At 42.8% G+C, this 16,528-nt stretch carries 18 protein-coding genes; 16 read left to right on the top strand and 2 right to left on the bottom strand.

Features of this window, described 5'->3' with window-relative positions:
- Position 1: 1 nt before the first annotated feature.
- Positions 2 to 1,441, bottom strand: coding sequence for a DHA2 family efflux MFS transporter permease subunit (locus tag MH215_RS05550; protein WP_239289857.1), 1,440 nt, complete (start codon positions 1,439 to 1,441; stop codon positions 2 to 4).
- Between the two features lie 278 nt (positions 1,442 to 1,719).
- Between MH215_RS05550 and MH215_RS05545 the strand changes: the two genes are divergently transcribed.
- The 6 genes from MH215_RS05545 to MH215_RS05520 all read left to right on the top strand — a co-directional run bounded on the left by MH215_RS05545 (position 1,720) and on the right by MH215_RS05520 (position 6,657).
- Positions 1,720 to 2,334, top strand: a complete 615-nt coding sequence (locus MH215_RS05545) for a TetR/AcrR family transcriptional regulator (protein WP_239289855.1) — start codon at positions 1,720 to 1,722, stop codon at positions 2,332 to 2,334.
- Positions 2,335 to 2,374: 40 nt separating this feature from the next.
- The gene (locus MH215_RS05540; RefSeq protein ID WP_239288939.1) at positions 2,375 to 3,508 is read left to right on the top strand and encodes an NAD(P)/FAD-dependent oxidoreductase; all 1,134 of its coding nucleotides are present in this window, start codon (positions 2,375 to 2,377) and stop codon (positions 3,506 to 3,508) included.
- 44 nt (positions 3,509 to 3,552) lie between these two features.
- Positions 3,553 to 3,840: a hypothetical protein gene (locus MH215_RS05535; RefSeq protein WP_239288937.1), complete on the top strand. Its 288-nt coding sequence runs from the start codon at positions 3,553 to 3,555 to the stop codon at positions 3,838 to 3,840.
- Positions 3,841 to 3,919: 79 nt separating this feature from the next.
- Positions 3,920 to 4,468 (top strand): GNAT family N-acetyltransferase, encoded by a 549-nt coding sequence (locus MH215_RS05530; RefSeq protein WP_239288935.1) that lies wholly within the window; start codon positions 3,920 to 3,922, stop codon positions 4,466 to 4,468.
- Positions 4,469 to 4,567: 99 nt separating this feature from the next.
- Positions 4,568 to 4,936, top strand: a complete 369-nt coding sequence (locus tag MH215_RS05525) for a hypothetical protein (protein ID WP_239288933.1) — start codon at positions 4,568 to 4,570, stop codon at positions 4,934 to 4,936.
- A 2-nt stretch (positions 4,937 to 4,938) separates the two neighbouring features.
- Positions 4,939 to 6,657, top strand: a complete 1,719-nt coding sequence (locus tag MH215_RS05520; RefSeq protein WP_239288931.1) for an ABC transporter ATP-binding protein — start codon at positions 4,939 to 4,941, stop codon at positions 6,655 to 6,657.
- 243 nt (positions 6,658 to 6,900) lie between these two features.
- On the opposite strand, the gene MH215_RS05515 is transcribed toward MH215_RS05520, so the two are convergent.
- Complete coding sequence (locus tag MH215_RS05515) at positions 6,901 to 7,824, bottom strand: AraC family transcriptional regulator (RefSeq protein ID WP_239288929.1); 924 nt, start codon at positions 7,822 to 7,824, stop codon at positions 6,901 to 6,903.
- A gap of 180 nt (positions 7,825 to 8,004) precedes the next feature.
- On the opposite strand from MH215_RS05515, the gene MH215_RS29020 reads away from it, so the two are divergent.
- The 10 genes from MH215_RS29020 (at position 8,005) to MH215_RS05470 (ending at position 16,468) form a co-directional block, all read left to right on the top strand.
- Positions 8,005 to 8,130: a hypothetical protein gene (locus tag MH215_RS29020; RefSeq protein WP_275446012.1), complete on the top strand. Its 126-nt coding sequence runs from the start codon at positions 8,005 to 8,007 to the stop codon at positions 8,128 to 8,130.
- A gap of 31 nt (positions 8,131 to 8,161) precedes the next feature.
- Entirely contained in the window at positions 8,162 to 8,794 is a 633-nt protein-coding gene (locus MH215_RS05510) for a pentapeptide repeat-containing protein (protein WP_343224524.1), read from the top strand.
- Positions 8,795 to 8,840: 46 nt separating this feature from the next.
- The gene (locus tag MH215_RS05505; RefSeq protein ID WP_239288928.1) at positions 8,841 to 9,416 is read left to right on the top strand and encodes a TetR/AcrR family transcriptional regulator; all 576 of its coding nucleotides are present in this window, start codon (positions 8,841 to 8,843) and stop codon (positions 9,414 to 9,416) included.
- A gap of 62 nt (positions 9,417 to 9,478) precedes the next feature.
- Positions 9,479 to 10,519, top strand: a complete 1,041-nt coding sequence (locus tag MH215_RS05500) for an NADH:flavin oxidoreductase (RefSeq protein WP_239288927.1) — start codon at positions 9,479 to 9,481, stop codon at positions 10,517 to 10,519.
- A 322-nt stretch (positions 10,520 to 10,841) separates the two neighbouring features.
- Positions 10,842 to 11,768, top strand: coding sequence for a cation diffusion facilitator family transporter (locus MH215_RS05495; RefSeq protein ID WP_239288926.1), 927 nt, complete (start codon positions 10,842 to 10,844; stop codon positions 11,766 to 11,768).
- A 263-nt stretch (positions 11,769 to 12,031) separates the two neighbouring features.
- Positions 12,032 to 14,047: a glycosyl hydrolase 115 family protein gene (locus tag MH215_RS05490; RefSeq protein ID WP_239288925.1), complete on the top strand. Its 2,016-nt coding sequence runs from the start codon at positions 12,032 to 12,034 to the stop codon at positions 14,045 to 14,047.
- A gap of 317 nt (positions 14,048 to 14,364) precedes the next feature.
- On the top strand, positions 14,365 to 14,721 hold the full coding sequence (locus MH215_RS05485) for a DUF4234 domain-containing protein (protein WP_239288924.1): 357 nt from the start codon (positions 14,365 to 14,367) through the stop codon (positions 14,719 to 14,721).
- Positions 14,696 to 15,100, top strand: a complete 405-nt coding sequence (locus MH215_RS05480; RefSeq protein ID WP_239288923.1) for a DUF2752 domain-containing protein — start codon at positions 14,696 to 14,698, stop codon at positions 15,098 to 15,100. The genes MH215_RS05485 and MH215_RS05480 overlap by 26 nt, the downstream gene beginning before the upstream one ends.
- Positions 15,101 to 15,376: 276 nt before the next feature.
- Positions 15,377 to 15,829 (top strand): hypothetical protein, encoded by a 453-nt coding sequence (locus tag MH215_RS05475; RefSeq protein ID WP_239288922.1) that lies wholly within the window; start codon positions 15,377 to 15,379, stop codon positions 15,827 to 15,829.
- Positions 15,830 to 16,048: 219 nt separating this feature from the next.
- Positions 16,049 to 16,468, top strand: coding sequence for an organic hydroperoxide resistance protein (locus MH215_RS05470; protein ID WP_056691897.1), 420 nt, complete (start codon positions 16,049 to 16,051; stop codon positions 16,466 to 16,468).
- The last annotated feature ends 60 nt before the right edge of the window (positions 16,469 to 16,528 follow it).

Below are 16,528 nucleotides of genomic sequence, written 5' to 3'. Positions count from 1 at the left end.
ATTAGTTAGGGTTCACGGAAACCTTCTTCCCTACAGCACGTTGAGGTTCTTCTTCTGTAGCCGGTTTGGTTCGTTTGATGAAGAAGGATAACAACAGTCCGATGACAGAGATACCAATAATGACAACATATGCGTCATTGATGCCTTGAATCATGGATTGCGTCATTAACTGTTGCTGAGTTACACCCTGTGCTGCACCTGTAGCTAACGTGTCTTGCAGATGAGTTGCAGTGCGACTTGTCATGACACTTACGAGCACGGATGTACCAACAGCACCGGCTACCTGTCTTACTGTGTTGGAGATCGCCGTACCGTGCGCCCCAAGTTTAGCAGGCAGTTGATTCAAACCGGCAGTTTGGATCGGCATGAGTAGCAGCGCCATCCCAATCCGGCGTCCAGTGGACATCAATAACAAGTAGGTATAACTTGTTGAGTCTGACAAATCAATAAATCCAATCGTAGTCACGATCGTTATGATCATACCTATGATTGCCAGCCATTTGGCACCGAATCGGTCGAACAATTTACCCGTTACTGGCATGAGGAAACCCATTACAAGCGCTCCGGGAAGCAACAACAACCCTGACTCCAGTGCCGTGTACCCACGGGCATTTTGCAGATACAGCGGAAGCAGCATCATGTCCGCGTACATGACCATCGTAATTGCAATACTAATGATCGTGGTTAGAGAGAACATATTATACTTAAATGCGCGAAGATCAAGAAGTGGAGCTGCCGAGCTGAGCTGTCTCCATGTGAAGAGAGCAAGTGAAATAATGCCTACGATTATAAAAGATATAACTTCCACGCTGGACCAGCCTGCGCTTCCTGCACGGCTGAATCCATACAACAATGCACCGAATCCAACGGTGGATAGAATAACGCTGAGAATATCGAGCTTGGTCTCGACTCGCTCTGATACATTCTTGAGGTATATAAATCCACAGACAATTACAATCAAAGTCAATGGGATCATGCCGTAGAACATCGTTTCCCAGGTGTAGTTCTCTAGAATATAACCAGCGAGCGTAGGGCCGATTGCCGGAGCAAATATGATAGCAAAGCCGACCATTCCCATCGCCGCGCCTCGTTTATTAGGCGGAAATAGCGTTAAGATGACATTCATTAACAGTGGCATAATAATGCCTGCACCAGCAGCTTGTATCATTCGTCCGGTTAACAATGTACCAAAGTTCGTCGCAATAGCTGATACAATGGTACCTAACAGGAATATAAACATGGATGCTTGAAATAACTGCCTTGTGGAAAAGCGTTGCATAAAATAGGCTGTAATTGGGATGAGTACGCCATTCACCAACATATAACCTGTTGTTAACCATTGAGCTGTAGCAGCAGTGATATTAAAATCACCCATCAGCTCAGGTACAGCTACACTCATAACTGTCTGATTCAAGGTAGCGAGAAATGCTCCCAAGATCATTACGAATAGTATAGGACCCTTTCGCACGCCATCTTTTTCTCTAATCTGACTCAAACTATTCAATCCTTTCAATCAGCACATCGACTAAATTTACAATGTGTTGTATAGTTTACATTGTATTTATTGAATTATATACATATTCACACAGATTACAATTTACGAATTGGGGCATAACCGTTGCTTATTTTACACAATCCCCATATCTGTTGTGTATTTCGGACATAAACGACTCATTATTTAAAATTGTAATGTTAAAAATTGAAGGAGGTTTGATGATGATGAGACAAGACAAAAAGTCGTCTACACCTACAGATCCTCGTATACTGAGAACGAGACAGCTCATTCGCGATGCCTTTGTTGATTTGCTGCAAGAGATGGATATTGAGAAGTTATCTGTTAATCGCATAGCGGAACGAGCAACCATTAACCGGGTAACCTTTTATCTTCATTATCGTGATATCACAGATATGATGGAGAAAATGGCTGACGAGATGATTGAACAGATTGAAGGCATCGTTCAAGATCACGGTGCTCTATTTGAGAATGAAGCAAATGAGGATGAACCATGGCCGGTGCTTGTCAAATTGCTTGAGCATTTTGCTGAGAATTCAAAGTTTTATAAAGTTGTGCTTGCTTCCAAGCGAACACCGATCTTTACTGAAGGGTTATTAAAGCTATTAAGCAAGCTGGTTACAGCCAAAATCGAAAAAATGGAAAGCCATAGCCCGCTTGCTAATGTAGGCATTCATAAGGAAATCGCCATCTGGTATGGGTCTTCTGCGTTAATTGGTACAATTGTCGCGTGGCTTCGTTCAGATATGCCATATTCGCCACATTTTCTAGCGAAGCAATTCTCGCTGATTCGGTCACATAGCTACAAGGATTTAATATAGTTATAATGAGAGTGAAGTGATCTAGGAAGGGAATGTAATAATGAAGAAAGTTATCGTAGTAGGTTCAGGTATACTTGGCGCAGCGACTGCTTATCAACTGGCCAAATTAGGAGCAGACGTACATATCGTTGACCGAAAGGATACAGGGCAAGCAACGGATGCCGCCGCTGGTATCATCTGTCCTTGGTTATCTCAGCGGCGTAATCAAGCCTGGTACCAGCTTGCCAAGGCGGGAGCTCGTTTTTATCCAGGCTTAATTGAAGATTTAGAACGTGAAGGGGAAACGGAAACGGGCTATGCGAGAGTTGGAGCTCTCAGCATCCATCGGGATATAGAGAAAATTCACAAGATGGAAGAACGGGCACAGCAGCGAAAGGTAGATGCACCAGAGATCGGAGATATCATTCGAATGGATGAGGCAGAGACTCTTGCGAACTTTCCGCTGCTCGAACAAGGCTATCACTCCCTTTATATTAGCGGAGCTGCGCGAATAGATGGACGTGCACTTCGGGATGCATTGATTCGATCTGCACAGAGACATGGTGCAGTTCTAATTGAAGGAGATGCTTCTCTCTTGTACGAGGGAACACGCGTAAGCGGCGTGCATGTGAATGGACAAGATCTAATAGCTGATACGGTCGTTGTCTGTGCAGGCGCATGGGCACAATCGATATTAAGACCATTGGGCATGGAATTCAAAGTCAGCTTCCAGAAGGCACAGATTATGCATTTACAGGTCGCTGATCATCATGATGCTGGCAAATGGCCTGTTGTCATGCCGCCTACGGATCAGTATTTGCTTACATTTGATCAACAGAAGGTTGTTATTGGTGCTACACATGAGAACGAAATTGTAGGATACGATACAAGAGTAACACCAGGGGGGATGCAGGAAATTTTGCACAAAGGGCTAGAGCTGGCACCTGGGTTAGCTGATAGTACCTTTGATGAAGTCCGTGTTGGCTTCAGACCGTTCACGCCGGGATTCCTTCCCGTGCTTGGTGAAGTCCCTGGATGGTCAGGTATTATCGCAGCCAATGGGCTTGGTGCATCGGGACTAACAATGGGGCCATTCATCGGCAATCAATTAGCCAAATTAGCACTGGATATGGAGCTGGACATTGATATTGAGCCTTATAGGCTTGATCATGCAGTGGAGTCGATTTCATCATAAGGTGAGATAACTCAACCGTAATGAACGGTGAAATGAGGTGAACTATGACGTATTCACAGCGATCCACTCACGCCGCTGCTTCGTCTGATATAACTTATTTGGAGTATCAGATCGGTCAGATGGAGGAGCATTTGAAGGAAGCCGAAGATAATATAGAGGTGAAAAAGCAACAGCTCGAACAACATCGTGCCTCAACATTACAGGATCGAGAGGTATACGAAGAAGTGGAAATTCAGCTAATGGATGAGATTGCTCAGCAACAGACAGTGATTAAAGCTATACGTAAACGTTTGGCGGAGCTGGACGAGGAATTAGCTTTGCTGGGTGATTAATTTGTGAGACTGGGAAAGTCGCCATAAGGCGACTTTTTCTTGTAACATGCTGACTTAAATGATGAAGAGGTGACTGGATATGAAGAGATATGATGGGCAGCGAATCTACATTCGATTATTAAGTGTGGAAGATGCACGAGATATGTTGAATTTACAGATAAGAAACCGGGAGGTCTTTGAAAAGATAACAGCTAGTGAACGAACAGAGGTTTTCTATACGTTGGAAGGTCAAGTAGCGTTATTGGAGAAGTGGGTGCAGGCTAGGGAGGATGGAACAAGATATTCCTTTGGTATTTTCCTTCGTTCCACGGACGAGCTCATTGGAGAAGTTTCCATGTTCGAAATAGAGCTGAACTTGGCGAAAAAATGGATTGTAGGTTATGTCCTAGACCAACATCATAACGGTCAAGGCTACATGAGCGAAGCGCTGCAGCTATTGTTTGATTTTGCGTTGCACAAAGTAGGCATTGAGCGCCTGGAAGCAGGTGCCTTACCGGATAATATAGGTTCGATCAGGGTTCTTGAGAAAGCAGGCTTCAGACAAGCGGGGGTTCAATCCATCGTAGTCAACGGAATATTGAAAGAGCATGTGATGTATGCTATTACATTAAAGCCAAGTGAAGATTGAAAGATATGGAATAATTAGGTTGACAGTTCCTTCCTGTTTGTATACGATTGTATACATTGACGTATGCGATTGTATACATACCTAGAGGAGTGTTGTGATATGAAAGATCGACGCAACGATGGACGAGGTAGAGAAGGGGTTCTGAATGAGCGTTCTGGTCGTAGCAGGGGCGAAGGAGAACGTCATGGTGAACGGTCTGGACGTGGTGGAGGACAAGGTAAGCCATTTGGTGGTCGAGGTGGTGGTGCCCAAACGTTTCGCAGAGGCAGAGTCCTGCTGTTTCTTGAGCAAATGCAGAATCATCGGACTACACTGGCTAGACAACTGACACAAGAAGAGTTCGAGCATATTCGTCCTGTAATCAGCGGCGAGCTGAAGGCTATGGATCAGGTGATTGATGAGTATATTCATCTCTTCGAACTCGAAGAAGAACATGTAAGTAACACTAAGAATTTGGAGAGTGACTAAGAATGATTCGTCGTTTTTTCTCGTATTACCGCCCGTATAAGAAACTGTTTATGATCGACTTTGGTTGTGCGGTCGTTGCGGGTCTTCTCGAACTAGCTTTTCCGCTAGCCGTGAGTAAATTTATTAATGATCTGTTGCCAGGACAGGATTGGCCTTTGATCTTACTTGCATCAATCGTATTACTTGCAATTTACGCATTAAATACTGTCCTGAACTATGTTGTTACCTATTGGGGACACATGTTAGGAATTAATATTGAGACCAACATGCGTGCCAAAATGTTTGCTCATTTACAGAAGCTTTCCTTCCGGTTCTTCGATAATCGTAAGACAGGTCATCTCATTGGTCATCTCACGAACGATCTGAATGATATTGGGGAGGTTGCTCATCATGGTCCAGAAGATGTATTTATCGCAATTATGACCTTAATCGGCTCATTCTCACTTATGGCGTATATTAATCTGGAGCTTGCGCTATTAACGTTTATTATTATCCCATTCATGGGATGGATTATCATTGTATTTGGTGGACGTATGACGAAGACCTATCGACGCCTATTCGGTGATGTAGGTAATTTTAATGCTCGTATTGAAGATAACGTTGGTGGCATTCGTGTTGTACAATCATTTGCCAATGAAGAGCATGAGAAGAAACTCTTTTCGGTAGATAACGAGAACTTCCGTAAGACCAAGCTGCTGGCGTACAAAACGATGGCAAAAAGCATTTCGGTGAGTTATATGCTGATGCGATTGGTTACAGTGTTTGTCATGGTGTGCGGTGCTTGGTTCTTCATTGAAGGCAAAATTAATATGGGTGAATTCATGGCATTCTTGTTGCTATCGAATATTTTCTTCCGTCCAATTGAGAAGATTAATGCTGTCATTGAGAGTTATCCGAAGGGCATTGCAGGATTCAAACGTTACCTGGAGATTATCGATACTGAACCCGAGATTGCAGACTCCAAAAATGCCGTCGAATTAACCGATGTCCGTGGTAATATTCGCTTCGAGCATGTTTCGTTTGGTTATGAGGACAGCCGCCGAATACTTAACGACATTAGCCTTACTGTCAAACCAGGGGAGACCGTTGCATTCGTTGGCCCTTCCGGTGCGGGGAAAACAACCATCTGTAGCTTGCTTCCACGCTTCTATGAGGTACAGGAAGGGCGAATCACCGTGGATGGAATAGATATTCGAGAGGTGAAGTTGGAATCGTTACGTAGACAGATCGGGATTGTACAGCAAGATGTTTTCCTTTTCTCGGGTACCATTAAGGAAAATATTGCGTACGGTGATCTATCTGCAACAGATGATCAGATCTGGGATGCAGCGCGTCGTGCTTCCTTGGAAGAACTCATTCGAAGTCTTCCGGATGGCATGGACACCGTCATTGGTGAGCGAGGAGTCAAGCTGTCGGGAGGACAGAAACAACGTCTGTCCATCGCGCGTATGTTCCTGAAGAATCCACCGATTCTTATTCTGGACGAAGCAACCTCTGCACTAGATACGGAGACGGAAGCGTTGATTCAGAAATCTCTGGCTGAGCTGTCAGTAGGAAGAACAACCCTTGTTATTGCGCATCGATTAACCACGATTCAAAATGCGGATCGCATCATCGTTGTGAACGAAGATGGGATCGCTGAGCAGGGGAGTCATCAGGAGCTTGTTGCAGCCGGAGGCATTTACAGTCGGCTTCACCAAGTGCAATATAGCCATTCATAAGTTTGAGCATGAGTACAATTCATATGAGTACACATGATATGAGTTTAAATGAATGTGTGAATAGATGCATAAATGATCATGTGATCAAATGACCAAACCGCGCGTAATGCGCGGTTTTTTTCTTGTCTAAAGTTTTAACAATAGGACACGAACTAAGAACTGTGAGCTATAATTCCAATATAGAACCAGCTATAGATCGAACAATAGTCCGAATATAGACCCAATATAGTCTAAAGTTTGACCCTATACTTCGTTCCCAATTAGATCGTATTTTTCTCTTAGCTTTTTGATATCCGCTCTCGGCGGTGAACCGAACATTCGCGAGTATTCGCGACTAAACTGCGAGGCGCTCTCGTAACCAACCCGATAGGCTACATCAGCAGCATCAGCCGATTCGGATAATAGGATTCGACGTGCTTCCTGCAATCGCATTTGTTTCTGGAACTGGATGGGGCTCATCGCTGTAATTTCTTTGAAGTGGCGATGGAACGAAGAAACGCTCATACGGGCTTTCTCTGCAAGGTCGTCGATTCGAAAAGATTGCTCCCAATGGCGAATCATATATTCAATGGACTCCCTGATCCGATAGGTACTGCTGTCTTCAATGGCAATCTGCGCTAATTCGTTTCCATACGAACCCCGTAGAAGGCGATACAGAATCTCTTTTGTATACAGTGGAGCGAGAAATGGAATTTCTTCCGGCGTATCGAGTAGACGAACTAGACGAATCACCGCATCATGAATGGAAGCTTCCATCTGACCTACAAACAAGGCACGTCTCGCGTTTTCTGTTGCTTTTACTTTCAGATCACATTCGTTCAGGACTTCAAGAATCTGATTCGGTGTAAATTCCAGTTTGAGACTGAGATAAGGCATTTCTGGTGATGCTTTGATCACTTGACCCACGACGGGTAGATTCATGGAAGCTAAGAGATAATTAGAAGGACTGTATTCGAATCTCTCCTGTGCGAGCAAAATTTCTTTCTTTCCCTGGGCGATGATACAGAACGAAGGATTGTACACACGGTATTGAGGCTCCGTCAGTTTGGAGTAGTGAAAGAAGAAAAGCGAAGGAATGATCGTTTTAACGGAACCCTTCAGAAGGGTGTGACGTTTAATCATCTCGGTCAGTTCTATGTGTTGCTGCTCTAGATTTCTTTCGGGCATTTGAATCCTCCTTGCACTTTTGTCAGGCTTTATTATATGTGATAATGGACTACAGTAATAGCAGCATTGATAGGATTAGGCAATGATATAATAGGAATACGATACCCTTACCCTCCGTTTGTTCGGCATACTTGTGTTTATGTTGTGATTTTGTCGAAAAGGGAAAGTTGGGTGAAGGGATTGAAGAAACTAATGAAGCTGTTCAAGAGTATCGTTGCCGATCAAGTAGCTACACAGATTAAATGTGAAACCAATATGATTTACAAAAAGGCATATCTGGCGTTATGGATCGAGTTAACGTCATGAAAATTTATGAGGTGTATACATAAGGGAGGTTATGATGACAATCGAGATTCCCCGTATTCAAGCGCATTTACTCGACGACGAGGCGGTTCACTTTTTGACATCCAAATCGGAATATGACCACAAACGGTTTGAACATATGACACTCGCCAATCAGGAGGCAACGAAAGTTTCCTTCGAGAAGGTTTGGTTCAAAAACGTCATTATATCAGAATCTAGCTTAGAACATTGTGAATTTACAGATGTGATCTTTGAGAATTGTGATTTCTCTAATGTTAATCTCGCGAATGCCTTCATTCACCGTGCGCATTGGAAAAATTGTAAACTCATCGGAACCGATTTCTCGGATAGTCGGTTGAAAAATGTTAGCTTCTCCAACAGCCTGATAGATTATGCGAATTTCCGATTTTCTAATATGAAGCACGTTGCATGGGAAGAGTGCTCGCTCATCAGTACAGACCTTAGCTATCTGGTCTCTGAGCAACTTGAACTTAGCCGTTGTAAGATGGATCAAGCATTGATGCATGGCACCAAGCTGAATGGTGTTAACCTGAGTACCTGTGATTTTGATTCAATAGGTGTGGATATCGAAAATCTGAAAGGCTGTGTGATCTCGCCATATCAGGCATCTACCTTTGTCGGTTTGTTAGGCATGATTATACAATAGTTGTTAAGTACTTGACTGCGTAGTCAAGAATTGATAAATTAGACACATGAGTAGACCAAGAGAATTTGATGCTGATGTGGTATTACAGCAGTCTATGGAAGTGTTTTGGCGCCAAGGGTACAGAGCAACCTCCTATGAGGATCTCACACGTACAACAGGTGTCAAGAAACAGAGCTTGTACTGTGTGTTCAGTGACAAGCGTTCTTTATTTCTGAAGGCGCTGGCGCTATACCGCGAACAGGCTATTGCCAAGTTAAAAGAGATTGAGTCTTCGCACTCGTCTCCTCTTGACCAGCTAAATGCGATTCGTCATTCTTTAGTAGAGCATGAAGCGAGCTGCCAAGGCTGCCTGATGATGAATGCTTCACTTGAATTTGGAGTAGAGGATGAACAGGTTGCACAACAGATTGAACTTATGTTCGAAGAGAGTCGGGAGGTTCTAGAGAAGATCATCCTAAAGGGTCAAGAGCAGCACTTAATATCCAGTCGTTTCACCAGTAGTGAGCTTGCTGCTTACCTTAACAACGCCATAGCCGGTGCAAGGGTTATGGGTAAATCGGGTTCATCCCGTGAAGAGATCGAGACGGTTCTGCGGACGTCATTTGGCATGATCGTTTCTTGATCTTTTTTTTACTTCATTCTTGACTGTGTAGTCAAAATAAAAACGAATATGTGGAGGTAATCATGAATCATTCTCAAACCGTAGAAGCGTTGTTCCAACCTATTGAGATCGGAACGTTGAAGTTATCCAATCGAATTGTAATGGCACCGATGACTCGCCAATTTTCCCCGGATGGAATTCCAGGTGAGAACGTTGCAGGATATTACCGCCGTAGAGCAGAGAATGCAGTAGGGTTGATCGTGACCGAAGGAACAATTATTAATCACCCGGACGCATCCAACCAGGCGAATGTACCTCACTTCTATGGGGAAGATGCATTGAAAGGTTGGGCTCAGGTTGTATCTGAGGTACACGAAGCGGGTGGTCGAATTATTCCTCAGATCTGGCACATGGGTGCCAAAGGTCATGTGAATGACTATACAGAAGCAGACATTGCTTCAATTGTGCATGAATTCGCACAGGCTGCTACTGAAGCCAAACGTCTTGGATTTGATGGCATCGAGCTTCATGGAGCACATGGCTACCTGATTGATCAATTCCTGTATGAGAAAACCAATTCACGCACAGACCGATACGGTGGAGACATGATGGCTCGCACACGCTTTGCGGTTGAAGTTATTGAGGCTTGCCGTGAAGCTGTAGGACCAGAATTCCCGATCGTGCTTCGTTTATCCCAGTGGAAGTCAGATGATTATCAAGCGAAGCTTGCTGAAACTCCCGCATTGCTGGAGCAGCTTCTAGCACCGCTAGTTCAAGCTGGTGTTGATATTTTCCACTGCTCTACACGTCGTTTCTGGGAGCCAGAATTCGAAGGTTCTGAACTGAATTTTGCTGGATGGACGAAAAAGCTCACTGGAAAACCAACTATTACCGTGGGATCGATTGGTCTGGACGGGGATTTCACAAGTTTGTTCACAGAAGGCAAGGGAGCTGGCAACGTCGGTATCGATGGTTTAGTTCAACGCCTTCAGAACAATGAGTTCGACTTGGTTGCTGTTGGACGTGCGCTTCTGGTTGATCCTGCATGGGCTAAGAAAATCCAAGAAGGCCGTATAGATGATCTGATCCCCTTCACAAGAGAATCTTTGACTGACCTGTCTTAATTGGAATTTTGTAATTATAACTTTCTAATTGACTAATCTAATCACTATCTTTTGTACGAAAAAAAGTTCTTATCAAGTAGTGGCAGACCACAGACGTGGTTTACCACTGCTTTTTTATTTCTTACTAAAGAAGTTCAATATCCAGGATCAATAGTTCGTTAAAAGTTGACCTCGTCCAATTTATTTTGACCTCTATCACAATTTTTCGGCAGTCAGATTAAGTTTCACTCGATTCAAAACGTTTCTCTAGACCCACACAATATGCGAGTGATAAGATCATACAGCGAACGAGAAGATGCGGAAACAGGAGGATTCAAAAAAGATGGATCAGGTGAAGTATGACAATTTAAAATTGGGAGAAAAGGGCGCAATCATCAGTATTATTGCTTACATATGTCTGACTGCAATCAAGATGGTTATTGGATATACATCTAACTCTGAGGCTCTGAAAGCCGATGGTTTAAATAATGCCACAGATATTGTTGCCTCTATAGCCGTGCTGGTCGGATTGAGACTGGCTCAGCGGCCGGCAGATAATGATCATACGTATGGTCACTGGAAAGCTGAGACCGTAGCCTCGCTAGTGGCCTCATTTATCATGATGGTTGTAGGTCTTCAGGTGTTGTACGAAGCAGCATCCTCCATATTCGAAGGGAAAAGCGAATCTCCTGATCTCATTGCCGCTTGGACAGGCATCATATGTGCTGCGGTGATGTATTTTGTCTACAGGTACAATAAGAGACTAGCGCTGAAAATCAAGAGTCAGGCTGTCATGGCGGCAGCGAAGGATAATATCTCGGATGCGTGGGTCAGTGTTGGAACGGTGATCGGTATTGTTGGTTCTCAGTTTGGCTTGCCATGGCTTGATCCTTTGACGGCTGTACTTGTAGGCCTGCTTATCTGCAAAACGGCATGGGGAATCTTCCGTGAAGCCACACATCATCTGACAGATGGATTCGACGAAGCGTTGATTGTTGCTTATCGAGATACGATTTCGAATGTAGATGGTGTAGACGAAGTTAGAGATTTGCGAGCACGTAACTATGGAAACAACGCGGTGGTGGATGTGGTTATCGTCGTTCGAGCGGACATGGATATTCAGACAGCACATGACATCTCAACGAATGTAGAGGATGAAATGTTTAGAGAATACGATGTGTACACTGTTCATGTTCATGTTGAGCCAGGACTAGATGACTCTGGCAAAGAGAATACGGGATATCATTATTCAAAAGAAGCAAACGGGTAGTAAGGATACGGCTTCACCTAAGCTTTTATGAAACGGAGTATCGTTCTTCAACATGTAGTGAGAGTCGCCTTATGGCGACTTTTTTCATTTATAGTGAGCATGTCCTAAGAACTTCTAATTGAAATTATTGATATGTCCTAGTTGATGGTTTGATGGGGAAACGATAGTATGAGATGTGAAGCAGATGTATGAATCAGATTCATGAACCAGAGAAATGAAAGCGTTATTACGAAATGTTATTCATTCTATACTGGAGGGTACTTATGTTTATTTTATCATCGGATACCAAGATTCATTCAGAGTTAAATACGAAACCGATTCAGCTTGCAATTCAGAGGTTCTATCGTGATCTTGAACTTACATTAAGTACAACGCAGGATATAGTCATTACGACGGGTGACATCTATTTGAAGCACAACAGTAACGTACAAGAGGAAGCTTATATTATTGATATTGATCACGACACGCTCAGCATTCAAGCCTCTGATAGCTTAGGCTGTATCTATGCACTGAATGAATTGAGCTATACATTCCTCGGAATTCAGCCGTTCTGGTTTTGGAATGATCAAGTGTTGCAACAAGTGCCTTACATAGAGATCGAGACATCCACCATTGAATCGACCCCAGCTGCTTATCGTTACCGCGGGTGGTTTGTTAACGATGAGGTGTTGATTAATCATTGGACACTGAATGGAAGTACAGAGGAACCGTGGGTCATGGTCATGGAAGCATTGTTACGCCTGGGTGGTAACATGGTTATTCCGGATACGGATCATAATTCGAAGAAGTACAGTGAACTGGCCACAGATATGGGACTATGGATTACACATCATCACGCAGAACCCCTGGGCGCAGACATGTTCCTAAGAGCTTACCCGGATCTGAATCCTTCCTTTGATGAACATCCCGATCTGTTCCGAGCGCTGTGGGAGCAAGGGGTACAGAAGCAGGCTGACAAGAAGGTGATATGGAACATTGGTTTCCGGGGGCAGGGAGATCGACCATTTTGGTTAGATGATGAACGTTACGAGACGGATGAGAGCAGAGGACGATTGATTGCTTCAATCATGGAAGAACAGCGCACTATCGTGAGGAAATCGGTGGACAATCCTGTGTTTTGTACGAATTTATATGGCGAAATGGTTGATTTATACCAGAAGGGCTATCTAACCATTCCTGAGGACACCATCAAAATATGGGGAGACAATGGGTACGGTAAAATGGTTGCCAGAAGACAACATGCGGTTGACTCACGAACTGAGGCACTTCCCGCTGAAGACAAGAAGCACGATTCTCACGGTGTGTATTATCATGCCTCATTCTATGATCTACAGGCAGCAAGTCATATGACGATGTTACCGAATTCATTAACAATGGTTAGGGATGAGCTTGTTCATGCACAAGAACGAGGTGTCAATGACTTCCTGATCGTGAATTGTTCCAACGTTAAGCCACATGTATATGTCTTGCAAGCGATCGCTGAGATATGGTCTAACGGAGACTTAGATCATTCAACCTATCCAGAGCGTTATGTAAGTGCCTATTATGAGGGAGAGCATCAGGGGATCGCAGAACTTTATCGTAAATATGCTGATTGTGCCCCAAGGTATGGGAAACATGCGGATGAGGGTTGTGGAGATCAGTTTTACAATTACAGTACACGCCAGTTCGTGTCACAATGGTTGAAGGCGGATACCTTATCTCCCGTGCAAGGTATGAATTGGGCGTGTGATGAGGACAACTTTGCGAAGCAAATTCAGTGGTATGCGGGAAAATGTAGAGAAGCGCTTGAGAGTTATCGTCGTATGTTGCGTAAGACTGCTGATGTCAGAAACGAAATTACGGCAAAAGTCCTGCTAGATGACAGCATCGGTTTGCAGTACCAGATGTATGCTGACTTTGCTGAGGGTGGACTTGCGTTCTGTGAAGCTTACACTCACTATGAGCAACAAGATTATATGAATGCATTTTATCAACTAGGTAGAGCCAGGGAAGCTTATGAATCTGCACACCAGAGCATGATCGACCGAGAACATGGCAAGTGGCAAGGATTCTATCAAAATGACTGCCTGACGGATGTGAAGCAAACCGCCTATTGGTTAGGCATACTTATGGGTGTAGTTAGAAATATCGGTGACGGTCCACATTTCTTCATGTGGCAGCGAGAAGTGTTATATGCGCCCGAGGACAAAAAGGTCATATTGATCACGAATTTCGAGAATCACCTGACCAATGAGGAGTTATATGAGGCAATGAAGAAGAAACATTCTAATATATAGGTGAATATCTGCTAAAGCAAGCAAAGACTCTTGGATGTGTTCTGAAGGAAGTAGAATTAGATCTCTTCCGGAAGTCTTTGTTTGCTTCTTTTGTTTTTTCAACAAATAGTGTACAGCTAGATCTAATATGAATATACTGGAATATATCCATAATGATTCCTATGGGTTGTAGAGTTAAAGTATGAATTAAGCTAGAGAGTATTACCGAATAAGGGGGTGAAATTGTGTTCATCTTTGCGTGTGTCAGTCATAGTCCACCATGTGAAGAATAAAATTAAAGTATACATTCATTACACAGCATGGGGAGGATTAATAGAGTGGTTACGAATAGAAGTATAGCTTTATCCATTGTATTTACGATTATCACGTGCGGGTTGTATGGGATTTATTGGTTCTATACGATAACAGAAGATGTGAGCAAACTTAGTGGAGATCGGGATTTCGTTGGATTGAAACATCTGTTATTAACACTCGTGACTTGTGGAATCTGGAGTTACATATGGTCATATCAATTAGGTAAACATTTAGAAGTTGTTCATTACCAACGGAAACAATACAGTCAGGATCACTCGGTTCTGTACCTGGTTCTGATGCTTTTTGGTATGGGCATTATTACTTACGCTTTGGCTCAATCTGAGATTAACAAATATGCGCATGCGCCTCATCACTACTAATTCTTCTGTTCGTAAAAAGGTGCTTGGGACGATATTGATCGGTGGAGCCGGATATCTGTATTTAAAAGTATGGCTGCCTCTAACAGGAATTGGCATTCCATGTGTATTCCATGAAGTTACGGGGCTTTACTGCCCAGGGTGTGGTATTACTCGTTCACTCGGGGCTATATTAAGACTCGATATTCACGAAGCCTTTCGATACAATATGCTTATTTTTATATTAGCTCCGCTATATCTGTTGTATATGCTGGCTGCGAAGAAAGATTGGGTCAACCTGAAAAATGGGCTGTTGTACAGTATGTTAGGCCTAACCATATCATTTGGTATCCTTCGTAATATCCCGATATTCAGTTGGATGGAGCCGATCAGTTTCACATAGATAAAGCGAATAAGCGAGTAAACAATCGTTTATGTGTATCCTCACTTATCCAAATAACGTTTACAGAACAAGGTAGCCACTGTTGGTTGCCTTGTTTTTGTATATCGAGTAGCCTCCAGCATAGGCCTTAAGACTTGAAAAATTTTATATACTCAGTATAAATGTTATTAATTAACATTTGTACTTTTGTCCTATATACGATTCCATGTTTTGGTAATAGTATTGTATAAGTAATTTGAGCACAAATACATACTACCTTAGAGGAGGAATTACTTTTTGTTATTCAATAAAATGTTAGGTGCTGTTGTAGCGTTGGCTGTAATACTATCTGCCAATTCAGTTACTATTGGTGCATTAGAAGATCGTGTAAAAGAGACGTATACCAATCCTTCAACCGCTTTGGAGCAACTTGACGATTCGGTTATTACTCCTATGGAGTTACAAACTATAGAACCAGATACTTTCAGTGGTTACAGTGCATATGAGAGATCATTTACATTTAATCCTGAAAACGGAGAAGATGCTGATCTATGGATTCATAACACTAGCTCGGATACCATTTATGCAAAAGTTACTGTGGGTAGTCTTTCACCACTTGTTGTTCCTTTTGAGAAAGGGAAACAAAATATAATAAGAATCGGTGTTATAGGTACAACAAGCGTCAAAGTTTATACCTACAGTTCAACAGGTCATAAAATTGATATGTCGATCAGTGCTCGACAATTTTAATATTATGGTGTTTAGAGGATATCTCTTATGAGGTATCTTCTTTTTATTTGTGTCATGAGAATCCTACATCATAGGCCATGTGAGTTGAGCTAAAAATACGATCCAAAAAAAAGAAAATAAAAGCTTTACAACAACAATTTAATTGTGTACAATTCAATTGTAAGCAAAAGTATTATGAATGATTAAAAAACTAAAACATTTGCAGAGGAGCTTATTACAATGAAAACTTTATATGAAACTTCAGTGATTAATACCGGTGGACGTCAAGGTGTCGTTCAATCTCCAGATACTGTGTTTATGCTTGATGTGGCTGCACCACCTGAGCTTGGCGGTAAAGTGACTACGGCTACGAATCCGGAGCAATTGTTTGCTGCTGGGTATAGTGCATGCTTCAATTCAGCCTTGGAATATCAATTGAAGAAACACAATGTAAGCATTGAGAAAAGCACAGTGACTGCAACTGTAATGCTTCAGACCGATCCTTCAGATAACGGTGTTAAGCTGGAAGTTGAGCTTGAAGTGAGAATTGACGGATTGGATGAGGAGCAAGCTCAAAAATTCGTAAAACTTGCCCATGACTACTGTCCATATTCCAAAGCCATCAAAGGCAATGTGAATGTGACTGTAAACCTGGACTAAGCCTTAGTCAGATTCGGTGATTGAGTAATATCATTGTCAAAAATACGATACAAGAGTTAT

The organism is Paenibacillus sp. ACRSA, assembly GCF_022346845.1.
GTDB lineage: Bacteria > Bacillota > Bacilli > Paenibacillales > Paenibacillaceae > Paenibacillus.
Note: the sequence above shows the minus strand (reverse complement) of the source record. Positions and strands in the feature narration are given on the sequence as shown.

What these genes read in the sequence shown, in the direction of transcription:
- MH215_RS05550 (WP_239289857.1), bottom strand. Translation starts at nt 1,441, where the DNA reads ATGATCTTGGGAGCATTTCTCGCTACCTTGAATCAGACAGTTATGAGT.
- MH215_RS05545 (WP_239289855.1), top strand. Translation starts at nt 1,720, where the DNA reads ATGAGACAAGACAAAAAGTCGTCTACACCTACAGATCCTCGTATACTG.
- MH215_RS05540 (WP_239288939.1), top strand. Translation starts at nt 2,375, where the DNA reads ATGAAGAAAGTTATCGTAGTAGGTTCAGGTATACTTGGCGCAGCGACT.
- MH215_RS05535 (WP_239288937.1), top strand. Translation starts at nt 3,553, where the DNA reads ATGACGTATTCACAGCGATCCACTCACGCCGCTGCTTCGTCTGATATA.
- MH215_RS05530 (WP_239288935.1), top strand. Translation starts at nt 3,920, where the DNA reads ATGAAGAGATATGATGGGCAGCGAATCTACATTCGATTATTAAGTGTG.
- MH215_RS05525 (WP_239288933.1), top strand. Translation starts at nt 4,568, where the DNA reads ATGAAAGATCGACGCAACGATGGACGAGGTAGAGAAGGGGTTCTGAAT.
- MH215_RS05520 (WP_239288931.1), top strand. Translation starts at nt 4,939, where the DNA reads ATGATTCGTCGTTTTTTCTCGTATTACCGCCCGTATAAGAAACTGTTT.
- MH215_RS05515 (WP_239288929.1), bottom strand. Translation starts at nt 7,824, where the DNA reads ATGCCCGAAAGAAATCTAGAGCAGCAACACATAGAACTGACCGAGATG.
- MH215_RS05510 (WP_343224524.1), top strand. Translation starts at nt 8,162, where the DNA reads ATGATGACAATCGAGATTCCCCGTATTCAAGCGCATTTACTCGACGAC.
- MH215_RS05505 (WP_239288928.1), top strand. Translation starts at nt 8,841, where the DNA reads ATGAGTAGACCAAGAGAATTTGATGCTGATGTGGTATTACAGCAGTCT.
- MH215_RS05500 (WP_239288927.1), top strand. Translation starts at nt 9,479, where the DNA reads ATGAATCATTCTCAAACCGTAGAAGCGTTGTTCCAACCTATTGAGATC.
- MH215_RS05495 (WP_239288926.1), top strand. Translation starts at nt 10,842, where the DNA reads ATGGATCAGGTGAAGTATGACAATTTAAAATTGGGAGAAAAGGGCGCA.
- MH215_RS05490 (WP_239288925.1), top strand. Translation starts at nt 12,032, where the DNA reads ATGTTTATTTTATCATCGGATACCAAGATTCATTCAGAGTTAAATACG.
- MH215_RS05480 (WP_239288923.1), top strand. Translation starts at nt 14,696, where the DNA reads ATGCGCATGCGCCTCATCACTACTAATTCTTCTGTTCGTAAAAAGGTG.
- MH215_RS05470 (WP_056691897.1), top strand. Translation starts at nt 16,049, where the DNA reads ATGAAAACTTTATATGAAACTTCAGTGATTAATACCGGTGGACGTCAA.